General features: G+C 53.5%; 17 protein-coding genes, 1 tRNA gene and 1 riboswitch. Of the genes, 10 read left to right on the forward strand and 8 right to left on the reverse strand.

What is annotated here, in order from left to right; genetic code table 11:
* The first annotated feature begins 611 nt into the window (after positions 1–611).
* Both UCI88_RS05210 and UCI88_RS05215 read left to right on the forward strand, forming a co-directional pair.
* Complete coding sequence (locus tag UCI88_RS05210; RefSeq protein ID WP_256179548.1) at positions 612–1,373, forward strand: dihydroorotate dehydrogenase electron transfer subunit; 762 nt, start codon at positions 612–614, stop codon at positions 1,371–1,373.
* Entirely contained in the window at positions 1,373–2,290 is a 918-nt protein-coding gene (locus tag UCI88_RS05215; RefSeq protein ID WP_256179547.1) for a dihydroorotate dehydrogenase, read from the forward strand. The genes UCI88_RS05210 and UCI88_RS05215 overlap by 1 nt, the downstream gene beginning before the upstream one ends.
* A gap of 249 nt (positions 2,291–2,539) precedes the next feature.
* Here the strand turns inward: UCI88_RS05215 and UCI88_RS05220 are convergent, their stop codons facing one another.
* The 7 genes from UCI88_RS05220 to UCI88_RS05250 all read right to left on the reverse strand — a co-directional run bounded on the left by UCI88_RS05220 (position 2,540) and on the right by UCI88_RS05250 (position 9,353).
* Positions 2,540–3,193: a methionine ABC transporter permease gene (locus UCI88_RS05220; RefSeq protein ID WP_044503940.1), complete on the reverse strand. Its 654-nt coding sequence runs from the start codon at positions 3,191–3,193 to the stop codon at positions 2,540–2,542.
* Positions 3,174–4,217 carry a methionine ABC transporter ATP-binding protein gene (locus tag UCI88_RS05225; protein ID WP_225069536.1) on the reverse strand — a complete coding sequence of 348 codons (1,044 nt, stop codon included), beginning with the start codon at positions 4,215–4,217 and terminating at the stop codon, positions 3,174–3,176. Before UCI88_RS05225 ends, UCI88_RS05220 begins: the two co-directional genes overlap by 20 nt.
* Before the next feature lie 83 nt (positions 4,218–4,300).
* A riboswitch (SAM riboswitch) is annotated at positions 4,301–4,398 on the reverse strand.
* A 59-nt stretch (positions 4,399–4,457) separates the two neighbouring features.
* Complete coding sequence (locus UCI88_RS05230; RefSeq protein ID WP_256179546.1) at positions 4,458–5,690, reverse strand: aminopeptidase; 1,233 nt, start codon at positions 5,688–5,690, stop codon at positions 4,458–4,460.
* Positions 5,691–5,711: 21 nt separating this feature from the next.
* On the reverse strand, positions 5,712–7,049 hold the full coding sequence (locus UCI88_RS05235; protein WP_044503936.1) for an MATE family efflux transporter: 1,338 nt from the start codon (positions 7,047–7,049) through the stop codon (positions 5,712–5,714).
* Between the two features lie 62 nt (positions 7,050–7,111).
* Entirely contained in the window at positions 7,112–7,378 is a 267-nt protein-coding gene (gene rpsT / locus UCI88_RS05240) for a 30S ribosomal protein S20 (RefSeq protein WP_044503935.1), read from the reverse strand.
* A gap of 90 nt (positions 7,379–7,468) precedes the next feature.
* Positions 7,469–8,434 (reverse strand): class II fructose-1,6-bisphosphate aldolase, encoded by a 966-nt coding sequence (fba, locus tag UCI88_RS05245; protein WP_044503934.1) that lies wholly within the window; start codon positions 8,432–8,434, stop codon positions 7,469–7,471.
* 37 nt (positions 8,435–8,471) lie between these two features.
* Positions 8,472–9,353 carry an RluA family pseudouridine synthase gene (locus UCI88_RS05250; RefSeq protein ID WP_044503933.1) on the reverse strand — a complete coding sequence of 294 codons (882 nt, stop codon included), beginning with the start codon at positions 9,351–9,353 and terminating at the stop codon, positions 8,472–8,474.
* 320 nt (positions 9,354–9,673) lie between these two features.
* Here UCI88_RS05250 and dnaG point away from each other — a divergent pair, with 320 nt between their 5' ends.
* The 8 genes from dnaG to UCI88_RS05290 all read left to right on the forward strand — a co-directional run bounded on the left by dnaG (position 9,674) and on the right by UCI88_RS05290 (position 19,337).
* Positions 9,674–11,467: a DNA primase gene (gene dnaG, locus UCI88_RS05255; protein WP_044503932.1), complete on the forward strand. Its 1,794-nt coding sequence runs from the start codon at positions 9,674–9,676 to the stop codon at positions 11,465–11,467.
* A gap of 24 nt (positions 11,468–11,491) precedes the next feature.
* Positions 11,492–12,742 carry an RNA polymerase sigma factor RpoD gene (rpoD, locus tag UCI88_RS05260; RefSeq protein ID WP_256179545.1) on the forward strand — a complete coding sequence of 417 codons (1,251 nt, stop codon included), beginning with the start codon at positions 11,492–11,494 and terminating at the stop codon, positions 12,740–12,742.
* A 54-nt stretch (positions 12,743–12,796) separates the two neighbouring features.
* Positions 12,797–13,612: a RibD family protein gene (locus UCI88_RS05265; RefSeq protein WP_256179544.1), complete on the forward strand. Its 816-nt coding sequence runs from the start codon at positions 12,797–12,799 to the stop codon at positions 13,610–13,612.
* Between the two features lie 65 nt (positions 13,613–13,677).
* A complete protein-coding gene (locus tag UCI88_RS05270; RefSeq protein ID WP_256179543.1) occupies positions 13,678–13,926 on the forward strand; it encodes a hypothetical protein in 249 nt (82 codons plus the stop codon).
* Between the two features lie 45 nt (positions 13,927–13,971).
* A complete protein-coding gene (locus UCI88_RS05275) occupies positions 13,972–14,877 on the forward strand; it encodes a Fic family protein (protein ID WP_256179542.1) in 906 nt (301 codons plus the stop codon).
* Positions 14,878–14,915: 38 nt separating this feature from the next.
* Positions 14,916–16,172 carry a hypothetical protein gene (locus UCI88_RS05280; RefSeq protein ID WP_256179541.1) on the forward strand — a complete coding sequence of 419 codons (1,257 nt, stop codon included), beginning with the start codon at positions 14,916–14,918 and terminating at the stop codon, positions 16,170–16,172.
* Between the two features lie 600 nt (positions 16,173–16,772).
* A complete protein-coding gene (feoB, locus tag UCI88_RS05285) occupies positions 16,773–19,166 on the forward strand; it encodes a ferrous iron transport protein B (protein ID WP_256179540.1) in 2,394 nt (797 codons plus the stop codon).
* 21 nt (positions 19,167–19,187) lie between these two features.
* Positions 19,188–19,337 (forward strand): FeoB-associated Cys-rich membrane protein, encoded by a 150-nt coding sequence (locus tag UCI88_RS05290; protein WP_154651875.1) that lies wholly within the window; start codon positions 19,188–19,190, stop codon positions 19,335–19,337.
* Between the two features lie 353 nt (positions 19,338–19,690).
* Here the strand turns inward: UCI88_RS05290 and UCI88_RS05295 are convergent.
* Positions 19,691–19,765, reverse strand: a tRNA-Ile gene (locus UCI88_RS05295).
* Between the last annotated feature and the right edge of the window lies 1 nt (position 19,766).

A 19,766-nucleotide genomic window follows, 5' to 3' on the forward strand; every position in this document is an offset into this window, starting at 1 on the left:
CGCCAAGGAAAGGATTATGAAGGGAATCTCCCGTTAGGAGTCCATAAAAAAGAGCCATGTCCACCAATACACCGTAAATGGTGTACATCAGTGGCAAACCGTGACGGTCTGTCTGTCGTTCACAAACGACAGAACATGGTTCCTAGTCCCATAAGTATAGCCGAATTACGAACTGGCGTCAATAATACCTTCAAAAGAGTCCGAGCTGAGATCCGGCAATCGAAGGCAGCCTTGATAAGGCGCAAAACCGTCACATCATCTAAAGGCAAAGGACAGTCCGGCGTCAAAAATGGACAACAGGGATCGTGCATGAGTCGATGTTAGCCGCTTCGATTAGAAACATAAGTAAGGCTATTTCATGATATCATAAAAAAAGGGCCATGCCCATCCAATACGCCACAAGTGACGTACATAGGATGGCAAACCGCGAAGGCTTGTCTGCTGTTCAACAGCAGAACATGGTTCCTGATACAATCAGTGTAGCAGAATCGTTACGCGGAGTCAATGATAGGGTGAAGAGATCTAAAAGGCGTCAACTCAGATGTGGACTTTTTGAGCAATTTGTGGAATAATAGAATCGCTATATAGAAATGAGGAAGGATGATCAGAGGGTGAAAAAATTTGTGGAAATGGCGACCATTGTCGAAAATACAGCCATCATTCCGGAAGTTTGGAAAATGGTCTTCCAAGCGCCGAAGACGGCCAAGGAAGCCAAGGCCGGTCAATTTGTCAACGTCCATCGCGATGGGGGACAGACCTTTTTGCGCCGTCCCTTCGGCATCGTCGATGCCGATGTCGATGCGGGAACGGTGACCATTATTTACCGCTTGGTCGGCGTCGGCACGGAAGAAATGAAGGACCTCCGTCCCGGCGATATGATCAACGTCGAAGGGCCCTTGGGCGACGGCATCTTTACGACGACGCCGGGGAAGGTCCTCCTGGCCGGCGGCGGCGTGGGCCTGGCGCCGCTCATCTTCTTGGCGAAACAGCTTGATCATCCCATCGTGCTCGTCGCCGGCAAGACGGCAGCCGAAACGTTTTGGACGGAGTTCTTTGAACCCTATGCCGAACAGATTTATGTCACTACTGATGACGGCTCTAAGGGAATCAAAGGCTTTGCCGTCGATGCCCTGCCGACCATCTTTTCCGAGCATCCTATCGATCGCGTATCGGTCTGCGGTCCGACGATGATGATGAAGACCATTGCCGAAGGATCGGCCAAGGCCGGCATCGACTGCGAAGTCTCCATGGAAAAACGGATGGCCTGCGGCTTCGGCGTCTGTCTGGGCTGTACCTTTGAAAGCAAGCTGGACGGCAAGCGCTATAAAGTCTGCAGCGACGGACCCGTATTTTCGGCAAAGGAGGTCTTCTGATGATCAGTGAACGGATTGCCGTCGAATTTGCCGGTATCTCGATGAAAACGCCCGTCATGGGGGCATCGGGAACCTTCGGATTCGGCATCGAATACAGTGACTTTCTCGACCTCGACGCCGTCGGGGCCATCATTTCCAAAGGGATTACGCCCTTGCCGCGGCCGGGCAATCCCGGTGTCCGCGTCGCCGAAACGCCGGCAGGCATGCTCAACTGCATCGGTTTGGAAAACCCCGGTGTCGACGCCTTTAAACGGGACATCCTGCCGAAGGTAACGGCTTCCTGTCAAACGCCGCTCATCGTCAATGTCTCCGCCGGCAGCGTCGAAGAATACGGAAAAATCGCAGCCGACCTCGACGTCGACGGCGTCGCAGGCCTTGAAGTCAATATTTCCTGCCCCAACGTCAAAGAAGGGGGCATCGTCTTCGGTACCCAGCCCGAAGCGGCTGCCGCCGTTACGCGCAGTGTCAAGGACAACACGAAAAAGCCGGTCATCGTCAAATTATCGCCCAACGTTACGGACATTACGACCATGGCCAAGGCTGTCGAAGCAGCCGGTGCCGATGCCATTTCTCTCATCAACACCCTGACCGGCATGGCCATCGACATCACGACGCGTCGGCCCATCTTGGGCAACATCACCGGCGGCCTGTCCGGTCCTGCCATAAAGCCCATCGCCCTGCGCATGGTTTGGCAGGCGTCGAAGGCCGTATCTATTCCCATCCTCGGCCTCGGTGGTATTGTGACTTGGCAGGATGCGGTAGAATTCATGCTGGCCGGCGCCAGCACGGTCGCTGTCGGCGCCCATAACTTCGTCGACCCCCGAGCTGTCGAAACCGTCGCCGAAGGCCTCGACCAATACTGTAAAGACCAGGGCATCGCCCATATCAGCGATATCGTCGGTCAATTAGAAGCATAAGAAAGCTTATACAACAACGTCTTGCGGACATTCCCGTTCGCAGGGCGTTTTTTGTCGTGTCCTGAGTGCGTCTTTTTATGACGCGCTGCCTAAGCGATGGAAGCTTGATCGATAGGGTATGCCTCACTTCGGCTATGAAGCATTTATTTGCGGCTGAATGTAACGTTCTGCGCAAGGAGCGTGTGACCAAGGGATATAAAAAAAGACATGAACCGAAAATAGCTGTTCATGTCTTTTTTGGCAGATCTGTTATTTTTTATTCTTCTTATGCGATGCCAGGTCGCCGCCGTACTGGATGAGGTTGACGACGACGATGAGGATGATGATCGTCGCTAACATGACGTCGGGACGGAAGCGCTGGTAGCCGTAGCGGATGGCGATGTCCCCGAGGCCGCCGCCACCGATGGCACCGGCCATGGCCGATGCGCCGATGAGGTTGACGATGAGGACCGTAACGTTGTTGATGATCGTCGGCAGGGCTTCCGGCAGGAGGACCTTGCGGATGATCTGGAAAGGCGTAGCGCCCATGGATTCAGCAGCTTCGACGAGGCCGTAATCGACATCGCGGATCGACGTTTCGACGAGGCGGCTGAGGAAGGGAATGGCGACGATGGTCAAGGGGACGCAGGCCGCTGCCGTACCGATGGACGTGCCGGCAATGAGTCGGGTCAAGGGGATGATGGCCACCATGAGGATGATGAAGGGCACGGAACGGATGATGTTGACGATGGTGCCCAAAATCCGGTTGATGAAGAGGTTTTGCAGGATGTGGCCCTTGCTGGTCGTGACTAAGGTGACGCCCAGGGGAATGCCGATGATGCCGGCGATGACCGTGGCTACGGCGACCATATAGAACGTTTCTTCAATGCCTTGGAGCATTAACTTAATGATTTCTTGGGACATAACCTAATACCTCACTTCCTATCGGTAATGTTTTAATATACGAGAAGGCCTTGGCCTGGGTTTCCATATCGCCCATGATGACGATGATCAAGTAACCGAAAGGTTCATCCTGGATGTAGTCGATGTTGCCGTAGAGAACGCTGACCTTGACGTGGAAGGTGCTGACGATTTCCGAGACGACCGGTTCATGGGTAGCCTGACCTTTAAAGCGCAGGCGGACGAGCATATCCCGGTCCGGCGTCGGTTGGTCGGAGACGCCGAGATTCTTGATCCCCTTCGGCAGTTCCATGTTGATGACGGACGTGACGAAGTCCTTCATGGTCTGGGACTGGGGATTGGTGAAGATGTCGACGACGCGGCCCAGTTCCTTGATGACGCCGCCTTCGATGACGGCTGCCCGATGGCAGATGTTTTGGACGACGGCCATTTCATGGGTGATGATGACGATGGTAATGCCCAGGCGCTGGTTGATGTCCTGGAGGAGTTCCAAGATGGATTTCGTCGTCTGCGGGTCGAGGGCCGACGTCGCTTCGTCGCAAAGGAGAATCTTGGGGTCGCTGGCCAGGGCACGGGCAATGCCGACGCGCTGTTTTTGACCGCCTGAGAGCTGAGACGGATAGTTGGCAGCGCGGTCGCTGAGGCCGACCAGTTCCAACAGGGATTCGACTTTTTTATGGATGACGTCTTTCGAGGCGCCGACCAGTTCCAAGGGGAAGGCGATGTTTTCGGCAACCGTCCGCGAGGAGAGGAGGTTGAAGTGCTGGAAAATCATGCCGATATTTTTGCGTTCTGCCCGAAGCTGGGATTCGCTCATTTTGCACAGGTCTTTGTCGTCGATGATGACTTCGCCGCTGGTCGGTTTTTCCAGCATATTGATGCAGCGGACGAGGGTCGATTTACCGGCGCCGCTCTTGCCGATGATGCCGAAGATCTCGCCGTCTTCGATGGTCAGGTTGATGCCCTTTAAGGCTTGGATTTGGGCAGCGCCGCCGTAGGTTTTGGTAATGTTCTTTAAGGTAATCACAGTATCACTCCTTGAGCCAGGCGTACAGGGATAAAGACAATAAAAAAGGCCGTCATGCAGATGACGGCCGTCAATACGGTGTTACTTCATCTGTCGGAATGTTCCGGTGGACTTGGCACCTTCCCGAATGGGGGTTGCCGCAGCGTCATCGGGCCAGTCCCTCAGCTGCTCTGGATGAAAGGTATATCGTTGTTGCAACTTATAATAGCACGGCTTTTTGCCGTTGTCAATAAGTAATCTTTACTCGGCCCAGTTTCCGTTGGTGAATACAGGGACGACGGTGCCGTCTTTTTTTAGGCCCGTAATGGTAAGGTCTTTGGAACCGACCATGAAGTCGACGTGGATCATGGAATCGTTGAGGCCGGCTTTAGAAAGGCCTTCTTTGTCGAGTTCTGTGCCGCCTTCAAGGCAGGTCGGGTACGACGCGCCCAGGGCTAAATGGCAGGAGGCATTTTCATCAAATAAGGTTTCGTAGAATAAGATGCCCGACAGGGAAATGGGAGAGGCGTAGGGGATGAGGGCCACTTCGCCCAGGCGGCCGGCGCCTTCATCGACGGCGACGAGCTTCTGTAAGACGTCTTCACCGACTTTAGCGGCGGCGTCGACGACCTTGCCGTCTTTAAAGGTCAGGTGGAATTGATCGATGGTGTTGCCGTTGTATACGAGGGGCCGCGTACTGTATACCGTACCGTTTACGGCATCGGCCTTGGGAGCCGAGTAGATTTCTTCCGTCGGCACGTTGGCATTGAATAAGATGCCGCTTGCCGTTTCTTCCATGCCGCCCTGCCAGATATGGTTATCGGGAAGGCCGACGGTAAGATCCGTGCCCAGGCTGTTGGTGTAGTGAAGGCTCGTGAAGTGCTGATTCGTCATCCACGTCCGGCGGGCCTTGAGGTTGGCCAGATGGGCATCCCAGTCGGCCAAGGGGTCTTTTCCATCGGCTCTTGACGATTGGAGAATCTGGTTCCAAAGGGCGTCATAGGCTTTGTCGGCGTCAAGATCAGGATAGAGGAGCTTGGCCCAGACGGCGCTCGGTACGGCGGCGACGAGCCACGTCGTCTTCGAGGCCATCATGCCGTCGATATATTCTTTTAAGGCCTTATTGTGCGCCTTTTGCTGGGCAAAGATTTTCTTCGTATCGATGCCGCTCAGGAGTTTGGGATTGGCCGAAATGAGGCTCAGGAAGGCCGCTTTTTTATGATAGTAATGAAGGCTGAAGTCGCGGCGCCAGTCGGGCAGGGACTCAAAAGACGACAGGTCTTCGTGTTCGTAGCGCAGGCGGGTCATGTCGTCGGAACGCCAGTTGACGACGACTTCAGAGGCACCCATGGTGTAGGCTTCTTTACTCAGTAAGGTGACGAAGTCGTGGCCTTCGACGGGGGCATTGATGACTAAGGTCTGTTCTTTTTGAAGATTGAGGCCTTTTTGCAGTAATACCTGTGCGTAGGCCGTTAATTGTTCAATCGTTGGCATAGAATCAACTCCTTTATATAACTATGATAAACGCCAGGCCGTCTGTTTCCACAGCCGCCAGTTGAGGGCCGCGGCGTTGATGGCCAGGCTGATGATCAGGCTGAGCCAGTAGCCGAAGGGGCCGTAGGGCGTGAGATGGGCCATGGCATAGCCCATGGGAATGCTGATGAACCAGTAGGTGATAAAGGCGATGTAGGTAATGATGCGGACGTCTTTATAGCCGCGGAGGATCCCCTGGACGGGCGTACCCATAGCATCGCAGAAGGCAAAGGCTACGGCACACAAGAGGAAGGTTCGGAGGGCCCGGAAGGTTTCGGCATCCGTCGTAAAGATGGCGGCAATGTCGTCGACGAAGACGTAGGTGAATAAGGTAACGCCGACGGCGATGATGAGGGCCGTGATTTGACAGAGAACGGCGTATTGCCGGGCACCCTGATAGTTTTTGGCGCCTACTTCGTAGCCGATGACGATGGTTGCCGCCAGGCTGATGCTCCAGGGAATGGTATAGGTCAAGGTCGTGAAGCTGATGGCGCCCTGGTTGGCGGCGAGATATAAGGTCCCGAATTCTGCCATCAAAAGGCTGACGATGGAAAAGAGGCTGGTCTCACAGAAGACGGCGATGAAGATGGGAATGCCCAGTTCCAACTGGTGATAGGCGTGATGCCAGCTGAAAGGACGCAGGCGGCGCCATAAATCGTACGAGCGAAAGGGTTCCATAAAGGTCAGGACGGCGACGAAGAGTAAAAAGGACACCCAGCCGGCGATGGTAATGGCATAGCCCGTGCCGATGCCGCCCATGGCCGGAATGGGGCCGGCGCCGAAGATGAGCAGGCGAAAGAGGATAATGGTGAGAACCAAGTTGGTCATGAGGATGGCCATCGATATCTGGGTCTTGCCGTGGGCGTCGACGACGTAGCGAATCGTCGCCTGAAGACAAATGGGAACCAGTCCCAAAGCCAGGGCCTTGAGATATTCCCAGGCAATATAATGAACCTTTGGCTCAAGGCCCATGAAGTCGAGAAAGGGCGGCAGCAGCACATAGCCTAAGAGGAAAATCACGACCGTAAAGGCCAGGCTCAGATAGAGGCTCTGCATGATATATATGGGAATCTCTTCCGTCTTTTTGGCGCCGCGGAGCTGGGCGATGATCGGCGAGATGCCGAAGAAGATGCCGCACAGGCCGGCAAAGACGGGAATCCAGATGTTGACGGCAACGGCGACACCGGCCAGATCGACCGTACCGGCACGGCCGCTGAAAATCGAGCTGAAGACCGACGTGCCGACTTGGGCCATCTGGGTCAAGAGCAGGGGAAAAAACAGGGTCAGAAAATGACGCCATTGGCTGCGATGGGGGAACATAGAAACCTCCTTATACGAAAAAAGCGTTGTCTCAGAGGACAACGCTTTTTCTACAGTTCAACTTATTTGCCCATCGCATTGACTTTGGAAGCCAAACGGGATTTTTTACGAGCTGCCGTATTTTTATGGAGAACGCCTTTACGTGCGGCGCTGTCGATTACGCTGCTAGCTTTATCAAATGCCTGTTTAACGGCATCAGCGTCACCGCCGAGGATGGCTTCGTTCGTACGGCGGATAGCGGTATGAACGGAAGATTTTACTCGAGAGTTAGCTGCATGACGAGCTGCGTCTTTTTCCATCGTTTTCATGTTGGATTTAATCTGCGGCAATGGATTCACCTCCCTAATTTACAAGAACACTAGAAAAAATTTTACCATATGCCACAGAAAAAATCAATAGTTTTTTTGCAGGACATGCGATTAGGCTTTACCTTCCGAACCGAGGACGGATTTAATTTTGTGAGCTACGATGTCGTGAACGAACTGACGGCCGTCGGTCAGGTACTGGCGCGGGTCGAAGTGATCCGGATGCTGAGCCATGTGCTGGCGGATGCCGGCAGTCAGGCCGAGACGGAGGTCAGAGTCGATGTTGATCTTGCAGACCGAGAGAGAGGCTGCTTTGCGGAGCTGATCTTCGGGGATACCGACAGCATCAGCGAGGTCGCCGCCGTTGGAATTGATGATCTTGACGTATTCCGGTACGACAGAGGAAGCACCGTGGAGTACGATCGGGAAGCCCGGCAGGCGTTTGGAAATGTCTTCGAGGATGTCGAAGCGGAGCGTCGGCGGTACGAGAACGCCGTCGGCGTTGCGCGTGCACTGTTCCGGAGTGAATTTGAAAGCGCCGTGGCTGGTGCCGATAGCGATAGCCAAGGAATCGACGCCCGTGCGGGATACGAATTCTTCGACTTCTTCCGGACGAGTGTAGTGAGCTTCTTCAGCCGAGACGTTGACATCGTCTTCGATGCCGGCCAGCTGACCGAGTTCGCCTTCGACGACGACGCCCTTGGAATGAGCATATTCAACGACTTTTTTCGTCAAAGCAATATTGTCTTCGAAAGAATGTTTGGAGCCGTCGATCATGACAGACGTGAATCCGCTGTCGATGCAGTCTTTGCAGGTTTCAAAGTCAGCACCGTGGTCGAGGTGAAGGGCGATGGGGAGATCGTAATCTTCCAGGGCTGCGGCTACGAGATGTTTCAAGTACGACGGTTTCGCATATTTGCGGGCACCGGCCGAAGCCTGAAGGATGATCGGGGATTTCAATTCAGCAGCAGCTTCTGTGACAGCCTGGACGATTTCCATGTTGTTGATGTTGAATGCACCGATGGCATAGTGGCCTTCATAGGCTTTTTTAAACATTTCTGTAGTTCCAATTAATGGCATGTTTACATTCCTCCTACAAGTTACGTATAGAATAGTGTTAATGTATATAATTCCAGCCGGCCTGACGGACGAGGGCGTCCATATCTTCAGGCAGCCGGGAATTAACGGTAATGAAGCGATGTGTCATGGGGTGGGTAAACTGCAGGCAGTAGGCGTGGAGGGCCTGACGCTGCATGAGTCGGCGGGAACCGCCGTAGAGGTCGTCCCCTAAGAGGGGATAGCCGAGGTAACTGCTGTGGACCCGAATCTGATGAGTCCGTCCGGTATGAAGCACCACTTGGAGCAGGCTGTATTCAGAGGACCTCGCCAGGCAGGTGAAATCGGAATGAGCCGGCTTGCCGTCGAGCCTGACACAGCGGGTAATGATGCTGTCGGGACATCTTCCGATGGGGGCGTGTACAGTTGTGACCCGCGCAGGGTATCGTCCCTGACAAATGGCCAGATACAGCCGTTTATAGCTGAGATCTTTTTTGTCGAAGGCGTACTGAATCTGCGGTTCTTTGGCGACCATGCACAGGCCCGACGTATTTTTATCGAGGCGATGCATGGGGTGATATGAGCAGTGTTGACCCGTCGCGGCGTAGTGATAGGCCACGGCGTTGGCCAACGTCCCGTCTCGAACGGCCGACGTCGGATGCATTAAGATGCCTGCCGGCTTATCGATGACCATGAGGTAGTCGTCTTCGTAGACGATGCCGATGGGGATATCCTCGGGTGCAAATTCGTTTTTGACGGGAATGACGATGGACACGACATCCCCTTCCCGGACGAAATCGCGCGTCGAGGCAGGCTGGCCGTTGATGGTACAGCTGCCGCTGTGCTTGATGCGGCGTCTTAGTGTGGATGAGACGCCGAAGTGTTTCATCGCGCCGGCTACGGTCGTAGGCCGGTGGAGCGGACCGACTGTAAAATGAATCATTGGCATATTCCTCTATCTTGGCGTTGTCTATTCTTATTATACCCAATAGAAATAAATAAATCCACACATTTCAGGAAAAGAGGTGGGCTATATTTTAGCCCGCAAGCAAGGAAATACGCTGATTTTGAGAAAATGGAGAAAATTTCATCTTCATAAACAGGAAACTTGACGCTATGCGTCGAAATAGTATAACATAGAAAGGCTATGTATCCGTTTTCGGCATTTCTGCGAAAAGGGCCTTTCAAAAAGAAGGAATTGGACAGGTCGACAGAGAATATATAAATACATCAGCTTAATTGAAACAAAGCAGGTGATAAGGAGTGAAACGGTTTTCCAGCGAATTTATTGAACAGGTTCGCCAGGCCAATGACATCGTCAGCGTCATCTCGGATTACGTCTCGCTGAACAGACGGGGCCGCAATTTTTGGGCCTGCTGTCCTTTCCATAATGAAAAGACGGCGTCCTTCAGCGTCACGGCCGATAAGGGATTTTTCTACTGCTTCGGCTGCCATGCCCATGGCGACGTTTTTCAGTTCATTATGAAAAAAGAAAACCTTTCCTTTGCAGACGCCGTCGAGCGATTGGCCGAACGGGCCCATATTGCCCTGCCCGTCATCGAACGGTCGGCTGAAGAAGTAGCCCGCGATAAACTGCGGGACCGACTCTATGAAATCAATGAAATGGCAGGGAATTTCTTCCATAACTGCCTGGTAAAGACCCATTACGGGGAACCGGGGCTGGCCTATTTTCACAAGCGTCACGTATCGGGCGATACGATTGACGCCTTTAAGCTGGGCTTTGCACCGGACAGCTGGGATAAGCTGACCGGCGCCTTTATGAAAAAGGGCGTCACCGGCAAAGAACTGGTTGCACTGGGTCTGGCAAAAGAAAAAAACGGCCACTTTTACGACGCTTTTCGCGGCCGGGTCATGTTTCCCATCCGCGACGGCCGCAGCCGCATCGTCGGTTTCGGCGGGCGAGTCCTCGACGACAGCAAGCCGAAATACCTCAATTCCCCGGAAACGCCGATCTTCAATAAACGGCGCCTCTTGTTTGCCATGGATATGGCCCATAAGGCGATTTTCGAAGAAGGGCGGGCCATTTTGGTAGAAGGCTATATGGATGTCATCTCGGCCCATAACCGAGGCATTCACAACGTCGTAGCGTCCTTGGGGACGTCCTTTACAGATGAACAGGCGCGGCTCCTCCAGCGTCAGGCTAAAGAACTCGTCCTGGCCTACGATATGGACGGCGCCGGCCGCCAGGCCACCCAGCGGGCCATGACCATCGTCAGAGGCCTCGGCATGCACATTCGCATCCTGTCCCTGCCTCAAGGGAAGGACCCTGATGAATACATCAATGCTGCCGGGCCGGATAAATTCCGGGAAGCCGTAGGCGATGCGCCCAACGTTCTCGACTACATGCTGAGACGGGCCCTGACCCTTTACGATGCGGCGACCTTGGAAGGAAAGTCGGCCATTACGGCCATGGTCCTCCCCGTCGTGGCCGCCGTCGACAATCGGGTCCTCTTAGAGGCTTTTTTGAAAAAAATGGCCGGTCAGCTGCAAATCGGCGAAGACGCCGTTCGCAGTGAATTTAATAAATACGTCGCAGCCCATCCGGAGGCCGGACAACAGCAGGTCGTCATCTCGCCGTCTGTATCGCAGCACAATGCTGCCGCCCGCGGCACGGGAACCATGGCAGTCGCCGAAGAAAACATCCTGCGCTTTCTCTTGGAAAAGCCGGCGGCTTGTGAGCGCATCCGCGCGAAAGTAGACCCGGTGTTCTTTGCCGATGAACGGCGCCGCCGTATTTATCAAATTATATTAGATACATATGCACACCAAGGGATGTACACACTACATGACATCCAGCAAAAATTAACTCCTGAGGAGGCCGAAGAAGTTGCAAGAATTATGGTTCTGCAAGATGTCCCGTTGGACGAAAACGTGTTGATGGATTATGTCAAACGGTTTCGCCTGGCGGACCTGCAAAAACAGTACCTTGAACACAGCCGCCTGGCTGCCGGCTACAGCCGCACGGGCGATGCAAGATTGGCAGCTGAGCTTGCCATCTGCAAACAAATTAACGATGAAATGAAGCAATGGTCTTAAGGAGCAGAAAGGAGCCTGTACACCATGGTGAATAAAAAGACAGACGATATGAACGAAACGAATAAAACGACAAAGAAGACCGTACGCCGCAAGACGACGAAGAAGAAAGACGCGTCGGCGAAACCGGCCCTGACGGAAAAAGAACGTCGGGAACTGGCCCTGCAGCACATACAGCAACTCCTGCAAACGGGGCAGAAGAAGGGCAGCCTGACCTATACGGAAATCATGAACCTCATGGAAGAAGACGACTTGACGCCGGACCAAATCGACAAGATGTATGAACTCTTTGCCGATAAGGGCATCGACATCATCGGAGAAGATGACTCCATGCGCGATCGTGATGACATAGATGATGAAGATACGGAAAAAGTACCGGATATGCATACCGTCGACCTCAGCGTGCCCGAAGGCATCAACATCGACGACCCGGTCCGCATGTATTTAAAAGAAATCGGCCGCGTGCCCCTCTTGTCGGCAACGGAAGAAATTACCCTGGCTAAGGCCATTGAGCAAGGGAACGCTCCCGATGCGACGGAAGAAGATATCAAAGCCGGCACCATTGCCAAGAAAAAACTGACCGACGCCAACCTGCGTCTCGTCGTCAGTATCGCCAAGCGCTACGTCGGCCGCGGCATGCTGTTCCTCGACCTCATTCAGGAAGGCAATCTGGGCCTCTTGAAAGCCGTCGATAAATTCGACTACAGCAAGGGCTATAAATTCAGTACCTATGCTACTTGGTGGATCCGCCAGGCCATTACCCGCGCCATTGCCGACCAGGCCCGGACCATTCGAATCCCGGTCCACATGGTCGAAACGATCAATAAACTGATCCGCATTTCCCGTCAGCTCCTCCAGGACAAGGGCCGCGAACCCCTTCCGGAAGAAATCGCTGAAAAGATGGATATCCCCGTCGAACGCGTTCGGGAAATCATGAAGATCGCCCAGGAACCGGTCTCCCTCGAAACGCCAATCGGCGAAGAAGAAGACTCCCACTTAGGCGACTTCATCGAAGACTCGGAAGCCGTTGCCCCCGATGACGCAGCGTCCTTCATCCTCTTGAAAGAACAGATCGAAGACGTCTTCTCGTGTCTCACGGACCGCGAACGAAAGGTCCTCTACCTTCGCTTTGGCCTCAAAGACGGCCGGCCGCGGACCCTAGAAGAAGTAGGGCAGCACTTTAACGTCACCCGTGAACGTATCCGCCAGATTGAAGGCAAGGCGTTGAGCAAGCTTCGCAACTGGGGCAAGCGGGAAAAAATCAAGGATTTCCTCTAAGCCATTTATATTTCTATTATATAGGATCTCGTTTCTTTCGAAGGAGGCAGTTTCATGGATAAAGCCAATCGCCCCTACATCTTCTGCCATATGGAGACGTCTCTTGACGGCAAGATCATGGGGAAGTACCTTTGGATCGAAGAAACAAACGCTGAAGAAGATTCGTTTTACACCTTGTTTTCCGGCCCCAAGGCGTACTTTAAGCCCCAGGCACTCTTAAACGGCCGGACGACGGTGGAAGACAATTTCACCTTTTATAAGACACCTGACGTCGATGAGAGCGCCGCTCCCGTTCCCGACGGAGACTTTTTAGCCGACGACGGCAAGACGGGCTTCTACCTCATCGTCACCGACTCCAAGGGCCGCGTGGCCTGGGAAGAGGGACAGCTCACCGATTTCTACGGCCATGAAAAAGCCCAGGTCGTCGAAGTCCTGTCGGAACAGGCGACGAATGCCTATAAAGCCTACCTGCGCGACAAGGGCGTCAGCTATTTGATCTGCGGGAAAGACAATATCGACTTGGAGCTGACCTGCCGCAAATTGAAAGACGTCCTTCACCTCGATTCGGTCATGCTCGGCGGAGGCGGAGCCATCAACTGGAGCTTCCTCCAACAGGGCTTATGCGACGAAGTGAGCGTCGTCATCGCCCCGGCAGCCGACGGCAGTGCCGACACGCAGACCTTGTTCATGGCCCGGCCCGGTTTTTCTGACGACCAGCCCGTCGTCTTTTCCGTGAAAGACTGTAAGGTCATGGCCGACGGCAAGGTTTGGCTGCGCTATGACGTAAAGGGGAAGAGTCAACACGATTTTGCCGCTGACAGTGAATATCAGGCCGTTCAGGATATGCTGGCCAAGGTCGGTAATCCGTAAAGGAGGATTCCCAAAAGAACGTCCATGACAATCCGTACATCGAAGTCTCCCTCGGGAGCCACGAAGTGCAGGGCAAGATGGGCATGGGATGCCTTTTGACCGGCAAGGCTGAATTCTTTAAAGAAGGCGATTTCTTTGACGCCATGAAGGACAAATGCGCCTTTACTAACCGCGTCTGGTCTTTACACCGGAAACGTGCAAACAGACGATTTAACAAAAAACGAACTCCTCTGACAAGTGTCGCCGTCGTGCGGCCTGTCGGAGGAGTTTTTTTTGCCTTTGGCCTTCATGGGGAAGGGCCGTTCTTTTTATGATATAATGGTATATATATTATGAAGACGCAAAAGGAGTAAGGCCCTTTGGAGAGAGACACTGCCCAATCCGGCATAGGGACGGGAGACGCCTTTGGCGTCTGTCCGCGGACGGTTGTGATGGCCTTTGCCGACGGTCCGGGGCCGGTACAGCCGAATTGGAAGGCGATAAGCATCGTTTCGGCAGGCGGTCGAATTACGGAGCTTTATGGGAGGTCAGCCATGGATCGATTGCAAGACAAGATAGAGCGTTTTCGTCGTCGCTTAAGGACCCTCAGTGATTTTGAAAAATGGGACTGGCAGGAAGAATTTCGCCTCCGCTTTACCCATGATTCGACGGGGATTGAAGGGAGCCTTCTGACCGTCCTCGACGTCAAGATGATCCTCTTCGACGGCATCATTCCGGCCGGGACCAAAGTCGCTGACTACGAGGCCGTACGCGGTTACGACCGGGCCTGGACAGCGCTGAGAGAGGCGGCAGCGGCGGGCCTTCCCTTGACAGAAGCGCTGATAGGAGACATCCGTAGATTGGCAGCGCCTTTAGATACGATGGACGGTCGTTATAGGGAGTACCCCGTCTATATCCGCGGATCACAGGCTGTTTTGGCGACGGCCGAGAGTGTGGGTGAGAGAATGAAAACATTGGCGGATTATATTGCCGCCGACAACTTTTCTAGTCCCCTTGAGCGGGCCGCCCGGATCCACGGTGAATTCAGTAAGATCCAACCTTTTTTGTCGGGAAACGGACCGACAGCCCGCCTGATGATGAATTACCCCTTAGTAGCGGCCGGCTATCCGCCTCTTTCGATACAAAAAGCACAGCAGGCGGAGTATTTTCAGGCCCTCGAAGCCTATGAGCTGGACGACGAGATCCAGCCCTTGAGGGAGCTTTTAATGGAGTGCTTGGAAGAACGCTTGGCTGAATTTTTTTCGATGTACGGCCGCTCTTACTAGTCAACGGCTGTCGATGAGCACTTAAGGAGGGGAGTGTGATGAAAGAAGAGAGAAGTAAGAGCTATACCCTGCGATCTCACGATACGGCATTGCTTGATTTTTCCCTGTATCTAGAGAAAGCCATGATCGCTCACGCCTCGTATACAAAGTATCGGATTGAAATCAATAAGTTCTATTCAGAACAGGAGGCCCTCTTGCCCATGGCTCTTAAAATAGGCGGCCCTCTTACGGGAGAAAGGCTTTTCCACTGGATACAGTGCCGTAAAGTTCCCCGGAATCGTCGTTTTTCCGAGTCTATCCGCGCTTCCCTTGACGGCGGCCGGTTCCTCGGTTATGTTGATGTGACGCGAGCCTTGTCCCTCAATGATGTCTATTGGATTACCGCTGCGGATGATTCGACTTCCTGGGCGGACTGTAATTTATACGATAATCCCTTCGATGACAGGCTGACACAGATTGCTTTTACCGGGGCGGGAGGCTCTGTGTCCGGCATGATTGCGACGCCGGAAATCACGACTTGCGGGATGCTGAGAAAATGCTGGATTCGAAAAGGCGGCGATATCTATTTAAGAAAGGGAGTCGATTTTATGCCGTCTCCTGAAGGCTTGAATCAGGCCGTGCTGGAATGGTACGCCGCTAAGGTCGCTGCCGTCATGGCATTTTCTCACGCTCTTTATGAGCTGGAAACCTATACTCATTCCGACGGGACGAGGGAAACGGTATGCCTGGGAAAACTGTTCACCAGTACCGATGTGGGCTATGTCGATGCCTATACGTATTTTTCCTATAAAGGTCTTGATAGGAATGCTTTTCAGACCTATAGTTTAGAGATGCAGCACGTCATGGCTGAGCTCTACGGACGGTGCGAATATGCTGATATGATGATATTTGACAGCCTAATCTGCAATAAGGACCGCCACTATGGAAATTTCGGCTATCTTTACGATACCCGGACGGGCCGATTATTACAGCCGGCACCGTTGTTTGATAATGGTTGTTCTTTGCTCTATGATGCCAATTCCTATGAATTGGAACATATCGATGAATACCTGCGGACGTCCGGCAGGCAAGGCGCGTCGATGCCCTTCGATATCCTGGCCCAATTCTTTGTGGAGCCCCGCCATATAGAGGCTCTTAAGAGGCTGACGGTCTTTTCCTTTGAAAATCATCCGACCTGTCCCTTGCCGGAAAAGACCTTGGCACGGCTGACGAACTTCGTTCGCCTGCGGGCTCAGCGTATTATTGATTTATATGAAGCCCGGGAGAAGCACCATCGCCTGACGGCTACCGATTAAGAGCCTCGTTGAGAAAAAATGTCTTGGCCTTGTGATAACGGCTGCAAAGTAAAAAAATATGCGCCGACGCCTTGGTGAAGCAGTCCGAGTGTACATTATAGGATGTTGATCAGGCGATAGCAGAAAAGCAGTCCCCCTTGTTCGGGACTGCTTTTCTTGTCAGGGGGTCCATGGTTTTCCTCATATCAAACGCAGGTGCCGCCCCGATGCGGCTGGCTGTTTCTCGGTGATGGTGTCATGCGGAATCTCTCAAGGTGCCCTCTGCTGCTCGTTTGGACATGGTTTCCGCCCTTTTGGCAGACTGTAAGGGAATGGATTGACTTTATTCTCATATAGCATCATACTACAGATATAACGATTAAACGATTATTTGATGGCTGCCTGAATAGATGTATAAAGCCATTGAGTCCTATCCATATAGGATGCAGGTATCTTGCCTGCAATCCTTGAAGGGAAGGGGTTGCAGACAAGATACGGAAAGCAAGCCCTTTGATAAAACACACAGTATCGGCCGACAAATCTGCAATCCGTTGGCTGACAGGCAGATATGCCCTGTGATTGAGAAAGGCCGGGAACACATTGCAAAAGAGTAGACATACGATGAACGACATGATAACCATGGATCAATTAAGGCCGAAACAGAGTGCCTATATCCGTGCCATTGGCGGCAGCGGTGCCCTTCGGCATCATTTATTGGATATGGGGCTGACGCCGAAGACCGAGGTTACGCTCCGTAAAATCGCGCCCCTGGGAGATCCGATCCAAATTGAACTGCGCGGCTATGAATTGACCCTGCGCCTCGATGAAGCGAAAAAGATAGAGGTAGAGGATATTCATCAAAAGGCGCAGCCCAAGAGCCAATCGGAATCCTACCGACCCATTGCCCATCCCGGCGTGGGGGAATTGGGAACGGACGGGGACTACCATGTCCATGACAAGGCGGACGCCATTGCCAAAGGGCAGCCCTTGACCTTTGCCTTAGCCGGGAACCAGAATTGCGGCAAGACGACCTTGTTTAATCAATTGACCGGAGCCAAGCAGCATGTCGGGAATTTTCCCGGTGTCACCGTCGATCGAAAAGACGGGACCATTCGCCATTATCCGGAAGCTACGGTTACCGATTTGCCGGGGATTTATTCCCTGTCGCCCTATTCCAGTGAGGAAATTGTAACCCGGGATTTCCTGATGAAAACCAGGCCGTCCGGGATCATCAATATTGTCGACGCCTCCAATATTGAGCGCAATTTGTACCTGACCATGCAGCTCATGGAGTTGGGAATCCCCATGGTCCTGGCGCTGAATATGATGGATGAGGTACGGGCCAATGGCGGTTCTGTCCGCATCAACGAATTAGAGCAAACCCTGGGCATTCCGGTAGTGCCTATTTCGGCTGTAAAAAATGAAGGGATTGACGAGCTCGTTGACCATGCCATTCATGTGGCAAGGCATCGGGAAATCCCGGCCCGGATTGATTTCTGTGCCGAAAGCGACATGCCGGGAGATCAGGTCGGCGCCGTGCATCGAGCCATTCACAGCACGGTTCATCTCATCGAGCCCTATGCGAAAGCAGCCGATCTTCCGGTCCGTTTTTCGGCGACCAAGGTGATTGAGAATGACCCTTTGATCGGGAAAGCGCTGGCCTTGCCGCCGGAAGCCCAAACGGCGTTGGAACAAATCGTACGCGTCATGGAAAAGGACAGCGCCCTTGATCGGGAAGCGGCCCTTGCCAATATGCGCTTTACTTTCATTGAAAATGTCTGCGCGAAGACCGTCGTAAAGCCTCATGAAAGCCGGGAGCACCGACGCAGCGTCGCCCTGGATCGGATATTGACCGGAAAATATACGGCCATTCCGGCTTTTCTGGGAATTATGGCCTTCATTTTTGTCATGACTTTCAACTTTATCGGAGCCGGCCTGTCGGAGCTCATGGCCATGGGCGTAGATGCCGTGACGGGCTTGATCGACGCGGGACTGACGGCCGCCGCCATCAATCCCCTGGTCCATGCCCTGGTCATCGATGGGATCTGTAATGGCGTCGGCAGCGTCTTGAGTTTTCTTCCCACCATCGTCACCTTGTTTTTCTTCCTCTCTATCCTCGAGGACAGCGGCTATATGGCCCGCGTCGCCTTTGTCATGGATAGACTGCTGCGGCGCGTCGGCTTGTCCGGTCGGAGTTTTGTGCCCATGCTGATCGGCTTTGGCTGTTCTGTCCCGGCCATTATGGCCACGAGGACCCTGTCCAGTGAACGGGATCGCAAAATGACCATCCTCCTCACGCCCTTTATGAGCTGCAGTGCCAAACTGCCGATTTACGGGCTCATGGTCAGTGCCTTTTTCCCGAAACAGTGGCAGGCTGTGGTCATGATCGGCTTATATTTCTTCGGAATTTTCTGCGGTATCCTCTATGCGCTGCTGCTGAAAGGGCGGGTGTATAGAGGCGAACCCGTGCCCTTCGTCATGGAACTGCCGAACTATCGGCTGCCGTCGGCCAAGAGTGTCGTCCGCCTCATTTGGGAGAAAGCCAAGGGCTTCATTCAGAAGGCCTTTACCATTATTTTTGCGGCGACGATCATCATCTGGGCCCTGCAGACCTTCGATACGCAGCTTAACGTGGCGGCCTCGCCGGATACGAGTCTGCTGGCCATGATCGGCAGCCTGACGGCACCGATTTTCAAGCCCCTGGGCTTTGGCGATTGGCGGGTGGCGACGGCCCTGATAACGGGCTTTACGGCCAAAGAGAGTGTCGTTTCGACGCTGTCCGTATTATTAGGTGATGATGTATCGGCCCTGTCGACGTTGTTTACGCCCTTTACGGCCCTTATATTCCTGGTGTTTACCCTGCTTTATACGCCCTGCGTGGCAGCGGTGGCAACGGTGCGTCGGGAGATGGGGTCGGCCCGGGCAGCCGCCGTTACCGTCGTGGTACAGTGTGCCATTGCCTGGGTTGTCGCTTTTATTGTCCGTGAAATCGGACTCCTCATGGGGTTCGTCTAGCGAAAGTGAGGTGAGATACGCATGAATGCGGCGAGTTTTCTGTTATTGGCCGTCATCGGCGTGTTATTCGTCCTTGCCGTCCGCAGCGTTCTAAAAGGCGGCGGAAATTCATGCGGCGGCAACTGTTCCGGATGCTCGATGCGCTGCAAGGAAGGGAGACGAAAAGGGTGAGGGATGCTGCTAAAACCTGGCGGTGACAGTCACCCGGTAAAGTCGTTTCCGCGCGTCCTTTAAGGCATCTTTGAAATTATGGACGCCTGCGGCATAGGGATGCGTCAGAATCGGTTATGGACCGCGTCGTCGGACAACAGGAACTACACATATTATTGATTTATAAGAAGCGGGAAGTCTCAAGGATACCTGACGGCAGCCTCTTGGAATCCCGCCTCAGGTGCCGCGGCCAGGCCCTTTTTAACGGCATAAAAAGCAAAAAAATACGACGACCTGTTATCTCTGGGATAAGGTCGTCGTATTTTTGTGTCGTGCTGTAACGGGTTCTCCTTTGCTGAAGAAAGCGTTGTAATTGGTGGGCCCACTTGGGATCGAACCAAGGACCAACCGGTTATGAGCCGGTGGCTCTACCGCTGAGCTATAGGCCCA

The organism is Megasphaera massiliensis (assembly GCF_036305205.1).
GTDB classification, from domain to species: domain Bacteria; phylum Bacillota; class Negativicutes; order Veillonellales; family Megasphaeraceae; genus Megasphaera; species Megasphaera massiliensis.

Coding starts and splice junctions, on each gene's coding strand:
- fba (WP_044503934.1), bottom strand. CDS start 8,434: ATGCCATTAATTGGAACTACAGAAATGTTTAAAAAAGCCTATGAAGGC.
- rpoD (WP_256179545.1), top strand. CDS start 11,492: ATGGTGAATAAAAAGACAGACGATATGAACGAAACGAATAAAACGACA.
- feoB (WP_256179540.1), top strand. CDS start 16,773: ATGAACGACATGATAACCATGGATCAATTAAGGCCGAAACAGAGTGCC.
- UCI88_RS05290 (WP_154651875.1), top strand. CDS start 19,188: ATGAATGCGGCGAGTTTTCTGTTATTGGCCGTCATCGGCGTGTTATTC.
- UCI88_RS05230 (WP_256179546.1), bottom strand. CDS start 5,690: ATGCCAACGATTGAACAATTAACGGCCTACGCACAGGTATTACTGCAA.
- UCI88_RS05235 (WP_044503936.1), bottom strand. CDS start 7,049: ATGTTCCCCCATCGCAGCCAATGGCGTCATTTTCTGACCCTGTTTTTT.
- UCI88_RS05215 (WP_256179547.1), top strand. CDS start 1,373: ATGATCAGTGAACGGATTGCCGTCGAATTTGCCGGTATCTCGATGAAA.
- UCI88_RS05280 (WP_256179541.1), top strand. CDS start 14,916: ATGAAAGAAGAGAGAAGTAAGAGCTATACCCTGCGATCTCACGATACG.
- UCI88_RS05265 (WP_256179544.1), top strand. CDS start 12,797: ATGGATAAAGCCAATCGCCCCTACATCTTCTGCCATATGGAGACGTCT.
- UCI88_RS05250 (WP_044503933.1), bottom strand. CDS start 9,353: ATGATTCATTTTACAGTCGGTCCGCTCCACCGGCCTACGACCGTAGCC.
- UCI88_RS05220 (WP_044503940.1), bottom strand. CDS start 3,193: ATGTCCCAAGAAATCATTAAGTTAATGCTCCAAGGCATTGAAGAAACG.